Source organism: Streptococcus sp. 2018037, assembly GCF_019754195.1.
Classification (GTDB): Bacteria; Bacillota; Bacilli; order Lactobacillales; family Streptococcaceae; genus Streptococcus; species Streptococcus hashimotonensis.
In genome coordinates, this window is record NZ_JAIJZQ010000015.1 from 1 (window position 1) to 20,632 (window position 20,632).

The window sequence follows — 20,632 nt, forward strand, 5'->3', positions numbered from 1 at the left end:
ATCCCTTTAGGGATAATGGCAAGTAGTACGAATGCCTCTTTAAGAGGCTAGTGACGAGTCAAAAGCAGTGAGGCTTGAACAAAGTGAAAGCCAGCGTCTTTAGGCGCTGGCTGGTGATGTGGGCTTATAGCCCTTGTTCAAACCACCCGTTTGACGGGTGGTCATGATTACTATAATCTATTTCTCAATTCATCAATATCTGCTTGACTAGTTGACCAGCTGGTCGCAAAGCGGATGATACTGTGGCTATCGTCGTATTTTTCCCAGAAGCCATAGGCAATTCCAGCTTCTGTCAATCTAGTCAATTCTTCATTCTTAACAATAACGAATTGCTGATTAGTCGGGGATTTGAGATAGAATTGAAAGCCTTTCTCTTCCAAAATCTGGATCAGTTGCTCTGCCATTGCGATAGCATGACGCCCCAATTCAAGATACAAGTCATCAGTAAATAAGCAATCAAACTGGACACCCGCCACTCTTCCTTTCGCCAACAAGGCACCATGGTGTTTGACAATCGATACGAAATTCTTTGGCTGGTTGTTCTTTGTAAATACCAAAGCTTCCCCCATCAAGGCACCGAGTTTTGTCCCACCAACGTAGAAAACATCTGTCAGCTCTGCAATTGTCTTCAAATCAAGATCCGTTTCACGAGCAGCAAGACCATAACCCAAACGAGCTCCATCTAAAAAAAGCGAGATCTTGTGATGACGACAAACTGTTGACAAGGCTTCTAACTCTGACTTGCTATAAAGTGTACCATACTCTGTTGGATGGGAAATATAGACCATACCAGGATGAACCATATGAGCATGATTGGCATCTGCGTAGAAATCGGAAATATAGTTCTCAACTTCACTTGCGACAAGTTTGCCATCCGTATGCGGTAAGGCCAACACTTTATGGCCTGTGAATTCAATTGCCCCCGCTTCATGAACTGCAATATGACCAGTATCCGCTGCAATGACTCCTTCATAGGAAGCTAACATAGACGAAATGACAATTTGATTGGTCTGCGTGCCACCTGCTAAAAACGTAACTTGTGCATGAGGACAGTCCGTAGCAAGTCTGATTTTTTCGATAGCAGATTCAGTATATTTATCAGTGCCATATCCAGATAACCCTTCTTGGTTGCTTGCAACTAAGGCTTCTAGCAAGGTAGGATGGGCACCTTTATTATAGTCATTTTCAAAATGTAACATATCATGCCTCCTTGATATAATATAACAAAAAAGCCTGTTAATCCAGGCTTTTCAATTTAGTCCACCCTGAGGGAATCGAACCCCCATCTCAAGAACCGGAATCTTACGTGATATCCATTACACTAAGGGTGGAAAGGAAAAACTTGCACAAGGCAAGTTTTTATATGAATTACAATTCAATGTCACCGAAAAGGTCAGCCATTGAGAATCCAGATTGAGTTTCTGGCAATTCGTAATCACGTTTTTCTTCACGTTTTTGACGACGTGGACGTGGAGCACGTTTTTCAGCTTTTTCTTCACCTTCAACTGCTGCTGGACGCTCTTCCAAAGCTTTGATAGAAAGTGATACACGCTCATCAGCTGCGTTTACTTCAAGAACTTTAACAGTTACTTCTTGACCTACTGACAAAGCATCTTTTGGATTTTCAACACGTTTGTGTGAAATTTGTGAGATATGTACCAAACCATCGATACCTGGCAATACTTCAACGAAAGCACCGAAGTCAGTCAAGCGTTTTACTTTACCTTCGATGACATCGCCAGCTGCCAATTTTTGCTCAACACCATCCCATGGACCAGGCTGTGTAGCTTTCAATGACAATGATACGCGACCTTCAACTTCGTCGATTGCAAGAACTTTAACTTCAACTTCTTCACCAACTGTTACAGCTGATTTAGGAGATACGTTACGCTCGTGTGACAATTCAGTCAAGTGTACCAAACCATCTACACCACCAAGGTCGATGAATGCACCGAAGCTTGTGATACGTGCAACTTTACCAGTCACAACTTCACCAACTGCCAATTTACCGAATACTTCAGCACGTGCAGCTGCAGCTTCTGCTTCAACAACGTCACGACGTGACAAAATGAAACGGTTCTCAGCAGGATCAACTTCTTTGATTTTAGCATCAAATTCTTGACCTACAAAACGCTCAGTGTTACGAGTGAAACGGCTGTCGATCATTGAAGCTGGGATGAAACCACGAAGACCTTCAAATTCAACTGCAAGACCGCCTTTAACGGCACGAGTTACTTTAACTGTAACAACTTCTTCTTCACGACCAACAAGCTTGTCCCATGCTTTACGTGCTTCCAAACGTTTTTTAGATACAAGATAAGTAACAGTGTCTGTATCTTTACCAACAACTTGGCGAAGTACTAACAATTCAAGTGTTTCACCAACTTTTACAAGGTCGTTGATATCAGCATCACGGTCGTTAGTCAACTCACGAAGAGTCAATACGCCTTCAACACCAGTACCTGAGATAGCTACGTTTGCTTGACCAGCATCAACTGTCAATACTTCTGCAGTTACCACATCACCAGGTGTAACTTCGCTTACACTGTTCAACAAATCTTCAAATTCGTTCATTATAAAAAAACCTCCGACAATCAGGTCTTTCGACCCAACATAAAATATATTTTATTTAAGGCACACGCAAGGACAACAACAATTAGACATCTTTGACGAACTAGACTATATCTAGTACCTTTACTGGGGTAGCTGGATTCGAACCAACGCATGAGGGAGTCAAAGTCCCTTGCCTTACCGCTTGGCGATACCCCAAAACATTTTCTAAGATAGTATTCTGAAATGAACTCGGGCTAAACGCTGTGTAAAAAAGATAAGTCGCCTAGCAAATCAGGATTTGCAGTCAACTTCCTATTTTTACTATGCGTTTGACGCCCTTAGTATCTTAGACATGGAGAGAGAGGGATTCGAACCCCCGAACCCGAAGGAGCGGATTTACAGTCCGCCGCGTTTAGCCTCTTCGCTATCTCTCCGTGCACTAACAGTCACTATTCTAACATAAAATAGCGACTATTACAAGCCTTTTAGTGACTTAAATTATAATTTTCAATAATATTTCCGACTGCTTTTTCTAATTTTTTGTAAAAGCTTTCGGTATTTCCGTTTTTAATAACTGCAAAGTTATTTTCAGCCAATTCTGCAATCTCTCCGATGACTTTTTTACCAATCACAAGACGGTATCCAGGAAATTCTTCTCTATTGACAATAACTTTGCTATCTTCAATCTGAATTTCAATTTTTTTATCTTTTTTACTCATTTTCAAACCTCACTTTTACTATTCTACAAAAAAAGAGAAGAGCTTGCAAGTGCAAGCCTTCTGAAATTAATCTACTTCGACAATCCAACCTTCTGGTGCTTCAATATCACCAAACTGAATACCTGTTAATTCGTCATATAATTTACGAGTGACAGGTCCTACTTCTGTTTCACTATGGAAAATATGGAGTTTGTCTGCAATCTGGATACCACCAATTGGTGAGATGACTGCAGCTGTTCCGCAAGCTCCTGCTTCGACAAACTGGTCTAATTCTTCGACAAGGACTTCTCGTTCCACTGCCTTCATACCCAGACGATGCTCTGCCAAATACAAGAGAGAATACTTGGTAATGGACGGCAAGATTGATGGTGAAATCGGTGTGACAAACTCGTTATTGGCTGTGATACTAAAGAAATTAGCAGACCCGACTTCTTCAATCTTGGTGTGGGTAGCTGGGTCCAGGTAGATCACATCTGAGAAGCCCTGCTTTTTAGCATATTGGCCCGGCAAGAGCGATGCTGCATAGTTGCCACCAACCTTAGCTGCCCCTGTTCCATTTGGTGCCGCACGGTCGTACTTGTCTTGGATGAGGAAGTTAGTCGGAGCCAGGCCGCCTTTGAAATAGTTGCCAACCGGCATGGCAAAAACGGTGAAAATGTACTCTTCTGCTGGTTTTACACCGATAATGTCGCCGACACCAATCAAGAGCGGACGGAGATAAAGGGTACCACCAGTTCCATAGGGAGGAACGTAGTCTGCATTGGCTTTGACCACCTCTTTACAAGCCTTGATAAAAAGGTCAGTCGGTACAGGCTCCATGAGCAAGCGGTCAGCTGTTCGTTGCAGGCGCTCAGCGTTTTGGTCTGGACGAAAGAGCTGGAGTTTTCCCTCCTTTGTGCGATAGGCTTTAAGGCCCTCAAAGGCCTGCTGACCATAGTGAAGGGCTGGTGAGCTTTCTGAAATATGCAGTTCCGCATCTTCGGTCAATTGCCCTTCAGACCATTGGCCGTTTTTGAAATGAGCGATGAAGCGGTAAGGTAGTTTCATATAAGAAAAACCAAGGTTTTCCCAGTCAATGTTCACTGTCATATAGTTTCTCCAAATTCATTTTTTATTATTTTACTACTTTTGAAAGTGATTTTCAATTAAAAATTCAGAAAATTTCGTGAATATAAGAAAAGGGAGTGAGAAAGAACTCGACTGGTCTAATAAAGAGTTCGTCAACAAGGCTTTATTTCTAGTTGTTGGGCTGAAACAGTCTATCCTCAGACTGTTTCACTCCCACCCCCGCACAGCTCAAACTGTCTGGGAGACAGTTTAAGGTTGGAGATGAAGCGAACTTTGTTCGCAACAGTCGTAATGGTCGGATTTGGAGTGTAAGACACGAATTGCTGAGATTTGCTTCGCAAATCTTATCTCCAACCTTTAACAGTCCACTGGACTGTTAAACCCAATCAACCACTGCGCTGAGATGTTGACACGAACTCTGATAAGTGGCGCCGGGCTCCACCTTACTCTTTAAAAACAAATTCTAGTTGAATTTCAGGTGAGATAGCATTAAATAAATTTTGATAGTAGTTTTTGGCTGACTCTTTTATGTCTTCCTGATAATCTGCTAGAAACGTTTCTTGTTCTGCTGACTGAAATTCATCTGTGATGAGTTGGGCAGTATCGATTTCTTCCGTCGCAAAACTCAGTATCTCTCCACTCTTATCATATAAGGTATAAGGTTCTTCTGCATCTAATTCCAATCCAATGACTTCAAAGGCTGGAAGGTTAATTTTGTACCGATTTTCAGAAAGATGTTCAATGGATACAGGACTTTTGATACCAAATTTTGCCTTGTACTTGATGATTAAGAGGGCTGATTTTTCTGAGAAGGGCATTTCTTGACCAAATAAAACAGTGTAGTTTTTAGCGGTCACAATTTTCTGGACAGCTGTATTTAGAAATACCAATTCATTGACTTGCTCGACAGACTCAATAGCCGTATGGACACTCACTTCCTGCTGATTACTCTTTTCACCAGAGATATAGCCGTATCCCCATACACCACACAATAACAGAAGGAAGGATAGAACAAGCCATAGATAGACTTTTATACTGAAAAATAATTTGATAATTTTCATAATATGTACCTCTCTTACAGTATAGCAAAAAGACTGCTTTGCGAGCAATCTTTTCATCTTTTTAGTCTATCCAGGCTCTGAAGACTTCTTCATCAGAAATGGTATCCGAAATGAAGCTGCCGTTGCTAGTGCGTTCAGACAGGCTAAGCTGGGTCACATCAACCTCATAGAGTTTGCCCGTTTTAGACTGCACGTGAAGCACTTGACTTGTTGTTTCATCTTCATTTGCTGTACTAAAGAGGTCAAAATCTCCCTGATCCGTCAAGACTGGACCTGCCGCAAAGACACGGTGAGGTTTAGCCTTGAGTTCGCGAAGCACCTGCAAACCACGCTTGGCACGGCTGGTCACAGGGATTTCCTCCGTCGCCATCCGCTTCAAACTACCACGCTGGGTCAGGAGATAAACAGAGCTGGTATTGCTAATAAAGGCCGCAGCCACCACATCCCCATCCTTGAGGTTGACCGCCTTGACACCGGCCGCCTTGGCACCGATGATTGGCACTTCTTCGATGTTAAATCGCAGAGCGTAGCCCTTTTCTGTGATGAGCATGATGTCGTCCAAAACTACAGGCGATACAGTTATGACCACATCATCCGCATCTTTAAGTTTGGCATACTTGGTTGACTTAGACTTGTAAGTCCGCCATGGAGCAAACTCCTTCCGCTCCACACGTTTGATTTGACCGTATTTAGTCACCGCGAAATAAGTTCCCTCTTCAAAATTCTCAACCAGTTCAGCGAAGATAACCTCTTCATTGGTATCAAAGTTCATCAAGGTCTGACTCAGGTGTTCACCGATGTCTTTCCAACGAATATCTGTCAGTTCATGGACAGGTCGGTAGATGACATTTCCAAGATTGGTAAAGAGCAAGAGGTGCTGAGTTGTCTTGGCATTCTGTAAGAAAATCAGCTGGTCATCCTCTCGTTTGCCCATTTCTTCAAGGGTTGAGGCATTGAAAGAACGCGGACTGGTCCGTTTGATGTAACCTGCCTTGGTCACGCTGACAAAAGTTTCTTCTTCGACAATCAAGCTGGCGGTGTCAATCTCAATCGCTTCTGCCTGATCCTGCAATTCGCTCAAACGAGGATTGCCAAACTGCTTCTTGACCTCACGCAGTTCCTTCTTCATAAGATTGAACATGGTGCGCTCATCGCCGATAATAGCTGCCAAGGTCTGAATCTGCTCGCGTAAGCCTGCTTCTTCATTTTCCAAGGTCACAATGTCGGTATTGGTCAAGCGGTAGAGTTGCAAGGTCACGATTGCTTCTGCCTGTTCCTCGCTAAACTCATAGCTGACTTTCAAGTTTTCCTTAGCATCCGCCTTGTTTTCAGAGGCACGGATAAGGGCAATGACCTCATCCAAAATAGAAATAACACGGATCAAGCCTTCTACGATATGGAGGCGTTTCTCTGCCTTTTCCTTGTCAAACTTAGAACGAGCAATGATAATCTCACGGCGGTGGGCGATGTAGCTAGACAGAATTTTCTGCAAGCCGACCTGACGCGGAGTGAAATTGTCAATGGCCACCATGTTGAAGTTGTAATTGATTTGCAGGTCGGTGTATTTGTAGAGATAGTTGAGAATGGTTTGCTCATCGCTGTCTTTTTTCAGCTCAATGGCAATCCGCAGACCTGTACGGTCTGACTCATCACGCACCTCAGCAATACCAGGCACCTTGTTGTTGACACGGACATCATCAATCTTCTTGACCAAAACAGCCTTATTGACCTCGTAAGGAATCTCGGTAATGACAATCTGTTTCTTGCCAGCCTTGAGTTGCTCGATTTCACAACGGCTACGAACTACGACACGACCCTTACCAGTTTCATAGGCCTTCTTGATTTCGTCAGCCCCTTGGATAATGGCACCTGTTGGGAAGTCTGGTCCAGGAAGGAACTCCATTAGCTTGTCTAAGCTAGCTGTCGGATGATCAATCATGTAAACAACGGCATCGATGACCTCCGCCAAATTATGCGGCGGGATGTCAGTCGCGTACCCTGCTGAAATTCCTGTCGCTCCATTGACCAAGAGATTAGGGAAGGCAGCTGGTAGCACAGTGGGTTCTTTTTCCGTATCGTCAAAGTTCCAGGCAAATGGCACCGTCTTTTTCTCGATGTCAGCCAAGAGATAGCCAGCCATTTCCGACAGGCGAGCCTCGGTGTAACGCATCGCCGCAGGCGGATCGCCGTCCATGGAACCGTTGTTTCCGTGCATCTCCACCAAAATCTCGCGGTTTTTCCAGTCCTGACTCATGCGGACCATGGCATCATAAATAGAGGAATCACCGTGCGGGTGGAAATTCCCCATGATATTCCCAACTGACTTGGCAGACTTACGGTAGCCCTTGTCAAAAGTGTTGCCGTCCTTATTCATGGAATAAAGAATCCGACGTTGCACGGGCTTTAGACCGTCACGAATGTCCGGCAAGGCCCGCTCCTGAATAATGTATTTGGAGTAGCGACCAAAACGCTCTCCCATGATGTCCTCAAGGGACATGTTTTGAATGTTTGACATTTGAATCCTATCTTTCACAATACAAATTAAAATGAACCTAGTTCTTTTATATCCAATTCATTCCATCCCCCTCCGAGTTTGGAATTCTAGACATAGCTTCTTTTAATATTTTAGTTCGTTTGGGTGGCCTACATATTCTATCTACTTGGCTAAACGCACCATTTATACCACCATATTCAAAATAAATACCTGGATTTCTTCCTTTTCGTACTGGATAATATTTACTATTTAGATAAGGAATATTTTCCAAATCAAAATCTGAAACTGTTTCATAATCAATATCACTTAATTTCTCTATATTATCTAATGAATTAAATATCCCTATACCAGGGACTAAATAAAAAACTCCGTCCCTCCTGACTGATTTTCCTTCAACCAACTCAATCTCATTTCTATCACTATCTGCAAAATACTGTCGATACCGTTCTTTGTATCCATTAGCGTAAAAATCATGGTATGTTTCTTCTGCTGTATCTGGAATTTCAAATCCAACATCTGTATTTGGAATAAAGTAGTGACCGTATTGATAATTTTGGCTAGTATGATCTGTTAATACCTCATAAAAAATCTCTGTCCCAATAGGATAAGCATCGTGGTCACCTTTATAGACTACTTTTACTTCCAGGGTTAAATCTTTGTTCGCAGAAAGGTAGCTTTCAATTTCTCGTTCAATAATTCCTTGAATTTCATTCGCATAGCTGAACTGAGTTGTTAGATTCCTTTCCGGGTCATTTATATCTTCAATTGTCCAAGATCTATTTTCACCAACAATTGGAGTATATTTATAGCCTTTTAAGTATTTATGAAAGGTATACCCTAATATATGCCCTCGGTGAAAGTACCAATCCCTCCCCTTCCCTTTTGGGACATTTCCTTTTGGAAACTTTGAAGGAGTTTTGCATTTCCCTCTTTCAATGGCTTCACTTTTATTTTTTCCTTTTAGTACTACTTTCCAACCTCTTTTGAGAACATTCGTATTTGCGTTTCCTCGGTTATTTTTTTCTCCCAACTTGAAATATGCATTTTTGTCACAAAATACTATGTCAATTCCTAACAAGTCTGCTAGCTCACTACTATTTTCAAAACCTAATCGCTTGATTATATCATTTTCATTCATCTCAAACTTCTCCTTAAACAAACTTTCTCTTATACTTGATATGACTAGCAATATTGCCCTCTACATCATTCTCATCCCACAGTTGCAGTTCCCACGGATAGTAGAAATTGCTCTTATTTTTGAAATAGATATGAATACCGACATAGCCGTCTTTATCACGCAGATACCAGTTTTTCAGGCCATATTGTTCCTGCCAGTCATCCAGACGCTCCATGACCTCCGCAATTTCCTCAGAAGTTAAAATCATACGAGCACCGAAAATATCATTGAGAATGGAGTTGACAGGATAGCCCTCGCTTCTCTCCTTAAAACGCTCAATCTTATCCAAAATCGATTCCGATGTTTTGACACGATAAAAATAAGCAATATTCTTGACATCGGCACGCATCAAGTAATCGTTAATGGACTCGTGTAAGTTGAGCCGATAAGCCAGAATAGGTTGAGTTGGAACCTTTGCAAAGGTATGTTTGAGATTGACCTTTTCAACCTTACCAGTTTCAAAATAATCCTTTGAATACTCCAGATGAATACGGTTAATTTCACTTATTAAGCGTTCAACTTTCTCTAACATCTTCTTTCTCCTTTTGAAAATAGCAGAGCTACCCTTCTGCCTTCCACTGGCTTGCTTGCCAGCTTCTAAAGTCATCGACATCTGTTTTGATTAATTTCAAACAGGCATTAAGGACAAAGGCATCGTCAAGTAGACCTGCTCCAAGGATGAAATCTGGTAAGGCATCAATAGGACTGAAAAAATAAATCAAAGCACCTATAATTGCAATGATTGTCCCTTTGGGTAACTTGCTGTAATCTCTACGGATATAGCTTCGCACCATGGAAATCATACCTGGAATAGCCGCAAATTTATCTCCACCAAAAGGCATACGAGACAGTTTCCGTTCCGTGCTATGTAAAAAATGTTCTAATTTTCCTTGCTCAGATAGCAAGTTTTCTGCATGTTGCCGAGTTTTGGAAGATTGCCAAATCTTCAATGCTTGGTCAAATTTCTCTTCCAATTCCTGTTTGTTTTTAAATGGCTTGCGCTTTCGAGCCCATTCAGACAACCGTTTTTGAAAACGGTCAGTTAATTTTACTCTTAATGGCATAAAACACCTCACATAGTTTGTCTGTGCTAGATTTACAAATCCTCAGTACGATAAAGGTTATAACCCTCATAGTAATAAGAATGGTCGATGCCTTTGAAATAAGTAGCCTGACCAAGATCTTCCGTTAAGGCTTGCAATAACAGATATTTAAGCTCTCCTGTTGATACATGACTTCTAATCATGGCATTGAAATAGTCATCTTTATCAATACTATTCCAATCAACCACCTTGCCCAAACTATCTCGTAGCATACAATCCAACCAGATACGCATACTGCGTCCATTTCCTTCACGGAAGGGATGAGCAATGTTCATATCCGCATATTTTTCAACGATTTCGTCAAAGGTTTCATGAGGTAGCTTGTCAATATAGGCCAAAGACTGCTCAAGAAAGATTCGTGGAGCGAATTGAAAATTATCTTTGGCAATGTTGACATCGCGAATTTTACCTGCAAAGTCGTAAATATCCTTAAATAAAGCCTGATGAATGTGTGCCAAACCTGCAAAAGTCCCAACTTCTATCTGGAATAACTGACCAGTTTCGAACAGTTGAGCTGCTTTTTTCTTGCTGATTTGTTCTTCAAGACGGGCTAATTCAGCCGAATCTTCAATCCCAAATTTATTTTCTAAAACCATATGGCACCTCAACTTCCCTGAGATTATTTAGTAAAAGCTGTCGCTTCCTCCAAGGTAAACTTGACATTGTCCTCAATCCACTTGCGGCGTGGCTCGACCTTGTCGCCCATGAGGACGGATACACGGCGTTCAGCACGGGCTAGGTCTTCAATGGTGACGCGGATAAGGGTACGGGTTTCAGGGTTCATGGTTGTTTCCCAGAGCTGATCGGCATTCATCTCACCAAGTCCCTTGTAGCGTTGGAGGATAAAGCCCTTGCCAAAATCCTTGCGGAGATCTTCTAATTCTCCGTCAGACCAAGCATAAGCAATCTTTTCTGTCTTGCCCTTGCCTTTTGACATCTTATAAAGTGGCGGAAGGGCAATGTAAACTCGTCCTGCTTCTACCAATGGTCGCATATAGCGATAGAAGAAGGTCAGCAAGAGGGTCTGAATGTGGGCACCGTCCGTATCCGCATCGGTCATGATAATAATCTTGTCATAGTTGACATCTTCGATAGTAAAATCTGACCCAACACCTGCACCGATGGTATAAATCATGGTGTTGATTTCTTCGTTTTTGAGGATGTCCGCCATTTTTGCCTTGGCGGTATTGATAACCTTACCACGCAAAGGTAGAATGGCTTGGAACTTACGGTCACGCCCCTGTTTGGCAGAGCCTCCGGCCGAATCTCCCTCGACCAGATAGAGTTCATTTTTGGCTGGATTTTTTGACTGGGCTGGGGTTAGCTTACCTGACAGGAGGCCCTTGTCCTTCTTGTTTTTCTTACCATTTCGGGATTCGTCACGCGCCTTACGCGCAGCCTCGCGGGCGTCACGCGCCTTAATGGCTTTACGAACTAGATTTGATGCTAATTCCCCATTTTCCAAAAGGAAGAAGGTTAATTTGTCCGATACAATGCCGTCAACCACAGGACGAGCAAGTGGGCTTCCCAACTTGTCCTTGGTCTGCCCTTCGAACTGCAAATGCTCTTCTGGTACAAGGATAGAAAGGACCGCAGACAAACCTTCACGGTAGTCAGAGCCTTCCAAGTTCTTGTCCTTTTCCTTGAGCAAGTTGGTCTTACGAGCATAGTCGTTCATGGCCTTGGTAATGGCTAGTTTAAGCCCTGTTTCGTGGGTACCGCCGTCCTTGGTCCGAACGTTGTTAACGAAAGACAGGATATTGTCTGAATAGCCGTCGTTGTACTGCATGGCCACTTGGACCTGGAATCCTGCATCTTCTCCTTCAAAATAGAGGACAGGTGTCAGAGTTTCCTTGTCTTCGTTGAGGTAGGATACAAAGTCCTGGACACCATTTTCATAGTGATATTCTTCCTGCTCACCCGTCCGCTCATCTGTCAAGGTCATGGTGACTTGTTTGAGCAAGAAGGCTGATTCTTTCAGGCGTTCGGCAATGGTGTTGAACTTGAAATCAGTCGTTGAGAAGATAGTATCGTCAGGCATAAAGGTCACTTTTGTACCTGTTTTTGATTTTGGAGCGGTACCAATCTTCTCTAAAGTCGTGACTGGCTTTCCGCCCTGCTCAAACCGTTGCTTGTAAACAGCTCCGTCACGGGTAATCTCAACTTCCAACCAGCTGGACAGGGCATTGACCACCGAAGAACCAACCCCGTGGAGACCACCTGAAGTCTTGTAGCCACCTTGACCAAACTTACCACCTGCGTGGAGAACGGTGAAGATGACTTCAACCGTTGGCTTGCCTGTTGCATGCATACCGACAGGCATTCCGCGTCCACGGTCGGAAACAGACAGGCTGCCGTCCTTGTTAATAGTCACATCGATCCGATCACCGAAACCAGACAAGGCTTCATCGACAGCGTTATCGACAATCTCCCAGACCATATGGTGCAAGCCATTTCCGTCTGTGGAGCCGATGTACATACCAGGGCGTTTGCGAACGGCATCCAGCCCTTCCAATACCTGAATGGCATCATCATTGTAATTATTTATATCAATCTCTTTCTTAGCCAAAATTGACCTCCATACTTATCATCCTTTCTATATTACAAGTTTTTTAGCATTTTTGCAAAATATTTCTGCTACCTATCGGCTGAGACAGCTCATAAAATAAGATTTTGGACTAAATTAGATGAAAATATGCTATAATGAAAACATGTTAGTCAATCTTATTTTACTATTTATTGCATATTTATTGGGATCTATCCCGTCAGGACTTTGGATAGGTCAAACTTTTTTCAATATCAACATTCGTGAACATGGTTCGGGAAATACTGGAACAACCAACACATTCCGTATTTTAGGTCCAAAGGCTGGTACGATTGTATTTGTAATTGATTTTCTCAAGGGAACGTTGGCAGCCTTGCTTCCGCTGATCTTTCATGCCCAAGGAATTTCTCCGATTGTATTTGGGTTAATGGCTGTACTGGGACACACTTTCCCTATCTTTGCCCAATTCAAAGGTGGAAAGGCGGTTGCAACATCTGCTGGTATGCTTCTAGGCGTCGCACCTGCTTTTTGCCTCTATCTAGTCATCATTTTTGTGACTTCTCTTTACCTCACTTCGATGGTTTCCTTCTCCAGCGTATTGGCTGCTGCTTTAGCAATCTTAGGAGCTCTGCTATTTCCAGCAATAGGAATCATCCTGCCAAGCTACGACTGGCTCTTTACCATCATCATCGTCTTTTTGGGCCTATTTGTCATCGTTCGGCACAAGGAAAACATCCAACGAATTTTGAAAAAAGAAGAGAACCTTGTCCCATTCGGACTCAATCTGACCAAACAGAAAAAGCGAGTTTAACCACTCGCTTTTAATTTATGTTGACTTCAACCACTTCAATCCTCTCCCCACCAAGCAAAATCAAATGACAGTCTACACGATTTATCTTGTAGGCTTTTTTCAATGCCTCGGCATAGAGTTGCATTTGAGCTTGGTAACGTTGGCTGAGTTGGCTTGGTTGGTCATACTTGTCAGTCTTGTAATCAAAGAGGACAATATGGTCATCGTACAGTAGGTAGCCATCGATAATCCCACGAAGGACAAATTGTTCCTGCGACAAAGAATCCGTCTGCAAACTTGCAAATGGAGCTTCTCTGTGGAGTTTGTCTGTATTGGCTAGAATTTCTCTTCCTAAGTCTGTATCAAAGAAATCCAAAATCATCTGAATATTGATTTTATCTTTAATCACTTGCTCTGTATGAACAGCTTCTAGGGCTTCTCTTACCGTATCTTCTGTCACCAACCAAGACAGATCCAAGCGTTGCATGAGTTCATGGACTGCCGAACCGACTTGGGCTCCAGTAATTTTTGGCTTCTTGGAGAAATCTGGCAAGTTGAAGCTTCGTTTTGGCTGGTATTTTTCCATAACTTCCATGCCTTCTTGTTCCAAGACAGGCTCATAGAGTTTCTTGATTTGACTTGGAGTGCGTAAACTTGGCAATTCGATGGCAGTCTTATAGCGTTCGTTCAGTTCTTGGACAGAAGACAACTGGTCCAAGGCCTGGGCAATGTCTTCTGATTGACGAATATCTTTAAGGCTGGCGTCTTCAAGCTTATTCTTCAATGTCAGTTTACCAATCTTCTCCTCTGTCAAATCCTCATCCGTAACAAAGACTTTCTTGAAGTGCAAGTCTTCTCTTGAAAAAGCCTCATCAATGGCTAGAATCCAGTCTTGGAAGGTCGCCATACTTTCACGTGTTGATTGGGCAAGTACGCCATCTTCCTTTTTACCATCGTATTTTTCAGCTAACTTGTCAGCATTGCCCTTTCCAACCAGATACAGCTTCTTCTCTGCACGCGTTAGTGCAACATAAAGCAACCGCATTTGTTCTGAAAGATTAGCAATTTTTAGCTCTTGGAGATTATTTTGATAAGGGAGGGTGTTCATTAAGACTCGCACTTGAGGCAATGGGCTAGTTACCTTATCTTTCATATCCGCTAAATATTGGATACCTAGACCATTTTTCCGGCTGATGATGACTGATTGGTAATGGTCTTCCAAGTTGAATCGCTTATCGATATTCATGAGGAAGACATATTTGAACTCCAAACCTTTTGACTTGTGAATGGTCATAAGTTGTACAGCATTTTGCGGTAGAAACTCTTGTACATCTGCCAAATCCTTATCATTTGCTAAGGCACGGTCAATCATGGCGATGAAGCGGGACAAGCCCTTGTAGCCTGTTTTTTCAAATTGGTTGGCACGCAGACCTAGTGCATATAGATTGGCCTGACGCTTGCTGCCATTTGGAAGAGCGCCGACATAGTCATAGTAGAATTTTTCATTGAAAATCTTCCAGATCAAGTCATAAATAGAGTGCAGTTTAGCAAAGGCACGCCAGTTTTCCAAAATAGACAAGAAATCCGTAATTTTCTTCTTCAACTCTCCTGACATAAGTTCAGGATGTTGTCCACTTACTTGTTGGGCTAATTCCATTTTCTGGTAAAAGAAACCTGTCCCAGCCTGCAAGGAAATCCGTGTCAGTTCATCCTCATCGAATCGGAACATAGGCGATTTTAACAGGGCAACCAAGGCATAGTCATTGAGTGGATTATTGATAACCCGCAAGGTATCCAGCATGATCATGACTTCTAAAGATTGCAGATAGGAGGCTGCTCCGCCATCTGCCACAATAGGAATCCCATGTTTTTCAAAAATGGACATAATGAGGTCATTGTGCGTCCGTTTTTGTACCAAGAGAGTGATGTCCTTGAAGTCTGCTCCTTCTTCATTGTGAAGACGAATAATCTCTTTTGCAACGACCTCAATTTCACCAGCAGTCAGAGGAGTTTCCTCCTCAGCATCCGTTGAAGAAGGTGCACTATCCTGCTGGTCGTAAATCAAGTATTCCATCTCATGCTTGGGCTGGGCAATTTTTTGACCAGGACTACCAGCCACTAGACTGTGGGTGTCGTCATACTTGATTTCCCCTACTTGACGGTCCATCAGGCGCGCGAAAATAGCATTTGTTGCCTCCAAGACCTCAATCTGACTACGGAAATTTTCCTTGAGCAAAATCAATTTTCCAGCCTGAGAATTTGCCTGGTACAGTTCAAATTTCTCTTGGAAAATCATCGGATCCGCCTGACGGAATCGATAGATGGACTGCTTAATGTCGCCCACCATAAAGCGGTTGTGACCGTTAGACAGCAGGTCCAGCATTCGCTCTTGGCTATGGTTGTTATCCTGGTACTCGTCCACCATGACTTCATGGTATTTTTCTTGGAAAAACTGGCGGATGTCCGCATTTTCTTCTAAGATTCGAATAGCGAAATGCCCAATATCACCAAATTCAAAAGCTGCTTCCTTGATTTTGACATCCAGATAAGCCTGCGAAAAATCCAAGACAAAGTCACGTAATAATACAAGCAGTGGCAAAGCTTGAACCTGATAATCTTTCAGCAGGGTCAATTCATAAACTTCCTGACCCAAATCTCGTAGTCCTGAGATAATCTGGCTCTTGCTAGCATTGTATTCTTCTTTAAAGGCTATCAAATGCTCATCTTTTGGTCGATTGGCATTGGTCAGGCCTTTTCCTCTGGACTGGTCATTGATGAGAAGGATTCTTTCAACCCGCTCCATCAAGTCCTTCTGGTCCAGACTATCTAAACCTGTCAACAAATCCAAAACTTCTTCCACATTTGCAAAATACTTGGCGGAACCAAAGTCATTTCTGCCCCATTCCACATGGTAGCGGAAGAAATCTGCAGCTTGATAGAGCTTATCTAACACTTTTTCTTTAAAGCCTTGCTCTAAGATCTGCTCTATACGCTCTTGACTGTACAAATCAGCTTGAACAGCCTGCTCTTTCAGCCATTTAGTTGGACTGCTCGTCGATTGGCTAAAATCATGCACCTGATAAACAACCTGACGGAAACCACTATTATCCTTACGGTTGCCCGAAAAATTGCGAACCAGTTTGCGGAATGCACCATTTTCATCCTGTTCAAGATAATCTGCAAAGAGCTGGTCAAAGACCTCTTTTTTCAGACTCGCTTTTTCTGTCTCATCCTGTAAAATCCGAAACTGCGGAGAAATACCAAGGCTATAACCGTAGGTTGTTACCAATTTCTGCGTAAAGGAGTCCATAGTCCCAATGTCCGCCTTGGTCAAATCTGCCAACTGGGCAGACAAATGCCGACGCAACTCCATATCAGTCGTCTCCGCAATGGTTTCGTTGAGATTTTTCTCGATCCGCTCCTTCAACTCACCAGCCGCTTTGACTGTAAAGGTCGAGATAAAGAGCTGGTCGATTCCCACACCACGCTTCAACTTATCCAAAATCCGTTGAACCATAACGAAGGTCTTTCCTGACCCAGCCGATGCAGAGACCAGAACATTCTGACCGTGCGTATAGATGGCTTCAATCTGCTCAGGTGTGCGTTTTTGTTGCTTATCAGAATTAGCTTCCGCCAGCTGCACAGCCTTGATTTCTTCCGCGCTTAAAAATTGTTCAAAAGCCATTAGTCCTGACCTCCTTTCATTCGTTCCATCCAATCTTGACGCTTGGCCTCTTTGACCAACCGCCGTGCCATACCCATGTGCCGATCCGCCTCAAAACCAGTGATTGCCTTCAGCTGCTCACCTGCCACCGAACGCCCATCTTTGGTATAAGGGTTAATAGCAAAGCGACCATCCAGGATGTCCTTGGCAGCTTGTTTGTAGAGTTCTTGGTTGTGGTTCAATAAAACCGCAAACTCATCTTCCGTGTAGAGTTGATTACGAGTCTGATAGAAATGATTGAGCCCCAGACTTTCCTCCTTCAAGAAAAGCCCCTTGTAAACCAAGCTAATATTGGCAGCTCCTTCTAGCTGTTCTAAATTCTTCGTATCTTTTAACTTGATAATCGGATCCTGCAAATGCAAATACATAGCTCCAAAAACTGGTTTATCCTTGGTTTCATCCAGCTCTTGTAAGGCTGCCAAGTAGGTCACTAACTGAGGTTTTAGACCATTGTAAAAATCCCCAACTGAAAAAGATTGGTCGCTGGACTTGTAATCCACAACACCGACAGCCTGATTGATTTGTAAGGTATCCAAGCGGTCAATGGTACCATTTACATGCACACTCTTGCCATTTTGAAGGTCAAAAACCAGCGCCTTATCCTGACGGAAACTCTTTTCCTGACCATCAATTTCAACCAAATCATTATCCCGCAAAATAGTCGCACTGGAACGAGCAATCTTATCCAGCACCTCCTCCGTATAGCGAGCATCCGCATCCTGGTTATAGAACATAGCAAATTCTGCCTCGTCACGTGTACGCAGGATAGCCTTGTCCACTTTTTGATCAAAATCTAGATCAGATTGGTCCATGACCACTCGTTCAAAAATCCGATGCAAGAACAAACCATGCTGAAAAGCAGTCGGATGGATGGATTCCTGTTCCCGCAATCGCAGAACATTACGGATAAAGTAAAGATATTGGTTATTGTAGAAATTGGTCAAGCTGGATGCAGAAAGATTGAGCGGCTTATCCTCTGGATATAAAGCAGCCAAGGTATCAGCTGCAAGCTGTTTAGAAGTAATTTCGCCAGTAATGGTCGGAATTTCAATGCCTTGCGACTCCAATTTCTTTTTCAAATGGCGAACCAAGACTGTCCAGAAGGCCGTCTGTCCTTCCCATTCTTCATTATCAAGAGATGGTCTTTCCGACTCAATCAAACGGGATAAGAGACTCTTGTAGTGACCGATGTCTTGCAGACTAAGTGTTTTAATCCGACCACGTTCTTCGGATTTCAGCCCCATTTTTTGGAGAATCTTGATATAGGGGGAGAGACTATCTTCGCCTTCGTTATAAATCTGAGGTGTAGAAATAACTAACTGTTCCGTCGCAGCATTAAGCAGAGACATCATGGCAGCATGGTTCTTCTTGATATTCTCTCGGCTGACCAAATCAAAACGTGAAGAACTAGCCGAGACAAGATTGACTTTTTCCATCTCTTCTTCTGTCAATAGACTGGTATTCTTAGCAACTTTTGGAAAATTGGACTGGCCCATTCCGATAGCATAAACATACTTAGCAGTGTGTGGCTCGATCAAATCATAGGATTTGACATTGACCACATCAACCGTTGCTGGAACGGTACGATAGTGACTGGCCTGCATGCCTGCCTGTAAAATTGCCAGAAAATCATCCATTTTCAATTTTTCTTTTCCGAAAATCTGATGAAAATTCTCTAGAATATGGGTAAAACTTTTCCAGACCTGCTCTTCTTTTTCTTGCTCTAGCTCACTCAAATTTCGAGATATTTTTTCCATATTTTTAGGAAGCTCAATTGCCTCCAAAAATGCCATAAATTTCTCAAGCAAGGCAGTTCCAGATTGTGGTCCAGCCTTAAACAGCTGGTTCAAAGGCTCCATAATCTTAGCACGTAGTGGTTCCAAGACATTCAAATCATAGACAAGTCGCTTCTCCTTGACAGTCTCAACATCGTAGTCCGCTCTGCCATTGACCGAAAAAGCCCTCGAAAAAGCAGCCTGCCCCTTCATATCCGCAAAAAGGATGTAAGACTCAAATAGGTCCAGCTCCTTTTGGGAAATGCTGGCGTACAAACCAGATTTGAGGAGATTGAGCAGGTCTTCCGCACGGAAACGATAGCGACGCAAGCGCTCCAAGGACTCCACAAAGTGGACCAGGGGATGATGACTCATCTCCTCTGCCTTACCGAAATAGTAAGGAATATCATACTTGTCAAAAATCTTGCCAATCTGCAACTTGTAGCTATCCACATCACCCAAGAGCAACAAGATGTCTTTATAGCGAGCCCCTTGATGCACATGCTGACGAATCGCAGTCGCAACCTGCTCCACCTCTTCTTTTTGGTTAACAACCTCCCATAGCTGGATTTTTTCTTGGTCTGCTGAAGTCAAGTCTATCATGGTCCCGCTGTAGTCATAATAGGCTTCCATATTCTTTGAAAATTTACCAATACTGTCCAAGACTGGCTCTTGACCAATATAAGTAGCCTTAGTCTGGAACTGCGCTGATAACTGACGTAAAAAGTCAACGTTGGCTTGATAAACATTCCCTTCCGCATAGGTGGCTTGCACAGCTTTCTTGCTGGCATATACACCAATCAGGATTTCCGACACCCGTTCATTTAAAGCACTTACTAAAGCTTCTTCTTCTGCCGAAAAACGAGAAAATCCGTCTACCACCAGCACAATGTTCTTCAACTGCTCATCCAACTGACCTGTTTCCACCAAGCTAGTCAGCTGTGCTAACTTAGACTGATGCTCAAAGCCTTCTTTGGACAAAATGTCTGTTACAGCCAGAAAAATCTTTACCAAATCAGCCTGCTTATCTGGTGACTCCATGGCTTCCAAGTCCAAAATAGACATATTTGCCCGTTGCAATTCTTTGTATAAAGCAACTAGCTGGTTAATGAACCCAAAATCTGTCTGTAAACGACCATAGACTTTCAAGTCGCCGTCTTCAAATTGCGATAGCACACGAAAGAAAATCATGGCCAGACCAACATCATCCAGTGGTTGACCTGTTTCTTTCTTATCAATCATCAAATAGCGGACCAATTGCCCAAAACGGGTCACGATAATATCAAAAGTTGCCTGTTCAGGCAGGTATTCCAAGACCTTGCGCTCCATCTCAAAGGATAGAGAGTTTGGAGCAATGTAAAAAACACGCTTAGCTTCCTTAGCAAATTCTGCTGCGGTATCCGTTAAATACTGCGTCAGAGGATTGCGAATATCTGTATAAACTAATTTCATATCAAATTCTCATGCTTTCATTGAATATACTATGTCTAGTATATCAAAATAAGACAAAAATATGGAAGTGGAAAAGAACTCAACCGAACAAAAAAAGAGCTCGTCTCCCACCCCCACACAGCTCCAACAGTCAGAGTAGTGACTGTTGGAGGTTGGAAATGGAGCGAACTC

The 20,632-nt window shown here is 42.9% G+C and carries 14 protein-coding genes and 3 tRNA genes; 1 reads left to right on the forward strand and 16 read right to left on the reverse strand.

Annotated features, from left to right (window positions below; genetic code table 11):
• Positions 1–170: 170 nt before the first annotated feature.
• From K5Q29_RS06620 to parE, 14 genes are all read right to left on the reverse strand, one after another.
• Complete coding sequence (locus tag K5Q29_RS06620) at positions 171–1,199, reverse strand: low specificity L-threonine aldolase (RefSeq protein ID WP_105138791.1); 1,029 nt, start codon at positions 1,197–1,199, stop codon at positions 171–173.
• A 60-nt stretch (positions 1,200–1,259) separates the two neighbouring features.
• Positions 1,260–1,331: transfer RNA gene (locus K5Q29_RS06625), tRNA-Arg, on the reverse strand.
• Between the two features lie 37 nt (positions 1,332–1,368).
• Entirely contained in the window at positions 1,369–2,574 is a 1,206-nt protein-coding gene (gene rpsA / locus K5Q29_RS06630; RefSeq protein WP_013730343.1) for a 30S ribosomal protein S1, read from the reverse strand.
• Between the two features lie 123 nt (positions 2,575–2,697).
• Positions 2,698–2,769 (reverse strand) — tRNA-Gln (locus K5Q29_RS06635).
• Between the two features lie 137 nt (positions 2,770–2,906).
• A tRNA-Tyr gene (locus tag K5Q29_RS06640) sits at positions 2,907–2,987 on the reverse strand.
• A 51-nt stretch (positions 2,988–3,038) separates the two neighbouring features.
• Positions 3,039–3,272: a DUF2969 domain-containing protein gene (locus K5Q29_RS06645; protein WP_105138792.1), complete on the reverse strand. Its 234-nt coding sequence runs from the start codon at positions 3,270–3,272 to the stop codon at positions 3,039–3,041.
• Positions 3,273–3,338: 66 nt separating this feature from the next.
• Positions 3,339–4,361, reverse strand: coding sequence for a branched-chain amino acid aminotransferase (locus K5Q29_RS06650; RefSeq protein ID WP_105138793.1), 1,023 nt, complete (start codon positions 4,359–4,361; stop codon positions 3,339–3,341).
• A 422-nt stretch (positions 4,362–4,783) separates the two neighbouring features.
• Positions 4,784–5,401, reverse strand: coding sequence for a DUF4230 domain-containing protein (locus K5Q29_RS06655; RefSeq protein ID WP_105138794.1), 618 nt, complete (start codon positions 5,399–5,401; stop codon positions 4,784–4,786).
• Positions 5,402–5,462: 61 nt separating this feature from the next.
• On the reverse strand, positions 5,463–7,916 hold the full coding sequence (parC, locus tag K5Q29_RS06660; protein ID WP_105138795.1) for a DNA topoisomerase IV subunit A: 2,454 nt from the start codon (positions 7,914–7,916) through the stop codon (positions 5,463–5,465).
• Between the two features lie 46 nt (positions 7,917–7,962).
• Complete coding sequence (locus K5Q29_RS06665) at positions 7,963–9,033, reverse strand: hypothetical protein (protein WP_105138796.1); 1,071 nt, start codon at positions 9,031–9,033, stop codon at positions 7,963–7,965.
• A gap of 13 nt (positions 9,034–9,046) precedes the next feature.
• Positions 9,047–9,604 (reverse strand): GTP pyrophosphokinase, encoded by a 558-nt coding sequence (locus tag K5Q29_RS06670; protein ID WP_105138797.1) that lies wholly within the window; start codon positions 9,602–9,604, stop codon positions 9,047–9,049.
• A gap of 28 nt (positions 9,605–9,632) precedes the next feature.
• Positions 9,633–10,136 carry a YkvA family protein gene (locus K5Q29_RS06675; protein ID WP_105138798.1) on the reverse strand — a complete coding sequence of 168 codons (504 nt, stop codon included), beginning with the start codon at positions 10,134–10,136 and terminating at the stop codon, positions 9,633–9,635.
• 32 nt (positions 10,137–10,168) lie between these two features.
• Positions 10,169–10,771: a protein adenylyltransferase Fic gene (fic, locus tag K5Q29_RS06680; protein WP_105138799.1), complete on the reverse strand. Its 603-nt coding sequence runs from the start codon at positions 10,769–10,771 to the stop codon at positions 10,169–10,171.
• 23 nt (positions 10,772–10,794) lie between these two features.
• Positions 10,795–12,744, reverse strand: coding sequence for a DNA topoisomerase IV subunit B (gene parE / locus K5Q29_RS06685; protein ID WP_024376060.1), 1,950 nt, complete (start codon positions 12,742–12,744; stop codon positions 10,795–10,797).
• A 142-nt stretch (positions 12,745–12,886) separates the two neighbouring features.
• On the opposite strand from parE, the gene plsY reads away from it, so the two are divergent.
• On the forward strand, positions 12,887–13,531 hold the full coding sequence (plsY, locus tag K5Q29_RS06690) for a glycerol-3-phosphate 1-O-acyltransferase PlsY (protein ID WP_024414983.1): 645 nt from the start codon (positions 12,887–12,889) through the stop codon (positions 13,529–13,531).
• A gap of 10 nt (positions 13,532–13,541) precedes the next feature.
• Here plsY and addA read toward each other — a convergent pair whose 3' ends face one another.
• Together addA and rexB are read right to left on the reverse strand one after the other, a co-directional pair.
• Positions 13,542–17,195 (reverse strand): helicase-exonuclease AddAB subunit AddA, encoded by a 3,654-nt coding sequence (gene addA, locus K5Q29_RS06695; RefSeq protein WP_221877073.1) that lies wholly within the window; start codon positions 17,193–17,195, stop codon positions 13,542–13,544.
• Positions 17,195–20,461 carry an ATP-dependent nuclease subunit B gene (gene rexB, locus K5Q29_RS06700; protein WP_221877074.1) on the reverse strand — a complete coding sequence of 1,089 codons (3,267 nt, stop codon included), beginning with the start codon at positions 20,459–20,461 and terminating at the stop codon, positions 17,195–17,197. The genes addA and rexB overlap by 1 nt, the downstream gene beginning before the upstream one ends.
• Positions 20,462–20,632: the final 171 nt, after the last annotated feature.

Excerpts from the sequence above, each read along its gene's own strand:
- K5Q29_RS06620 (WP_105138791.1), bottom strand. The coding sequence starts at position 1,199 with ATGTTACATTTTGAAAATGACTATAATAAAGGTGCCCATCCTACCTTG.
- rpsA (WP_013730343.1), bottom strand. The coding sequence starts at position 2,574 with ATGAACGAATTTGAAGATTTGTTGAACAGTGTAAGCGAAGTTACACCT.
- K5Q29_RS06645 (WP_105138792.1), bottom strand. The coding sequence starts at position 3,272 with ATGAGTAAAAAAGATAAAAAAATTGAAATTCAGATTGAAGATAGCAAA.
- K5Q29_RS06650 (WP_105138793.1), bottom strand. The coding sequence starts at position 4,361 with ATGACAGTGAACATTGACTGGGAAAACCTTGGTTTTTCTTATATGAAA.
- K5Q29_RS06655 (WP_105138794.1), bottom strand. The coding sequence starts at position 5,401 with ATGAAAATTATCAAATTATTTTTCAGTATAAAAGTCTATCTATGGCTT.
- parC (WP_105138795.1), bottom strand. The coding sequence starts at position 7,916 with ATGTCAAACATTCAAAACATGTCCCTTGAGGACATCATGGGAGAGCGT.
- K5Q29_RS06665 (WP_105138796.1), bottom strand. The coding sequence starts at position 9,033 with ATGAATGAAAATGATATAATCAAGCGATTAGGTTTTGAAAATAGTAGT.
- K5Q29_RS06670 (WP_105138797.1), bottom strand. The coding sequence starts at position 9,604 with ATGTTAGAGAAAGTTGAACGCTTAATAAGTGAAATTAACCGTATTCAT.
- K5Q29_RS06675 (WP_105138798.1), bottom strand. The coding sequence starts at position 10,136 with ATGCCATTAAGAGTAAAATTAACTGACCGTTTTCAAAAACGGTTGTCT.
- fic (WP_105138799.1), bottom strand. The coding sequence starts at position 10,771 with ATGGTTTTAGAAAATAAATTTGGGATTGAAGATTCGGCTGAATTAGCC.
- plsY (WP_024414983.1), top strand. The coding sequence starts at position 12,887 with ATGTTAGTCAATCTTATTTTACTATTTATTGCATATTTATTGGGATCT.
- addA (WP_221877073.1), bottom strand. The coding sequence starts at position 17,195 with ATGGCTTTTGAACAATTTTTAAGCGCGGAAGAAATCAAGGCTGTGCAG.
- rexB (WP_221877074.1), bottom strand. The coding sequence starts at position 20,461 with ATGAAATTAGTTTATACAGATATTCGCAATCCTCTGACGCAGTATTTA.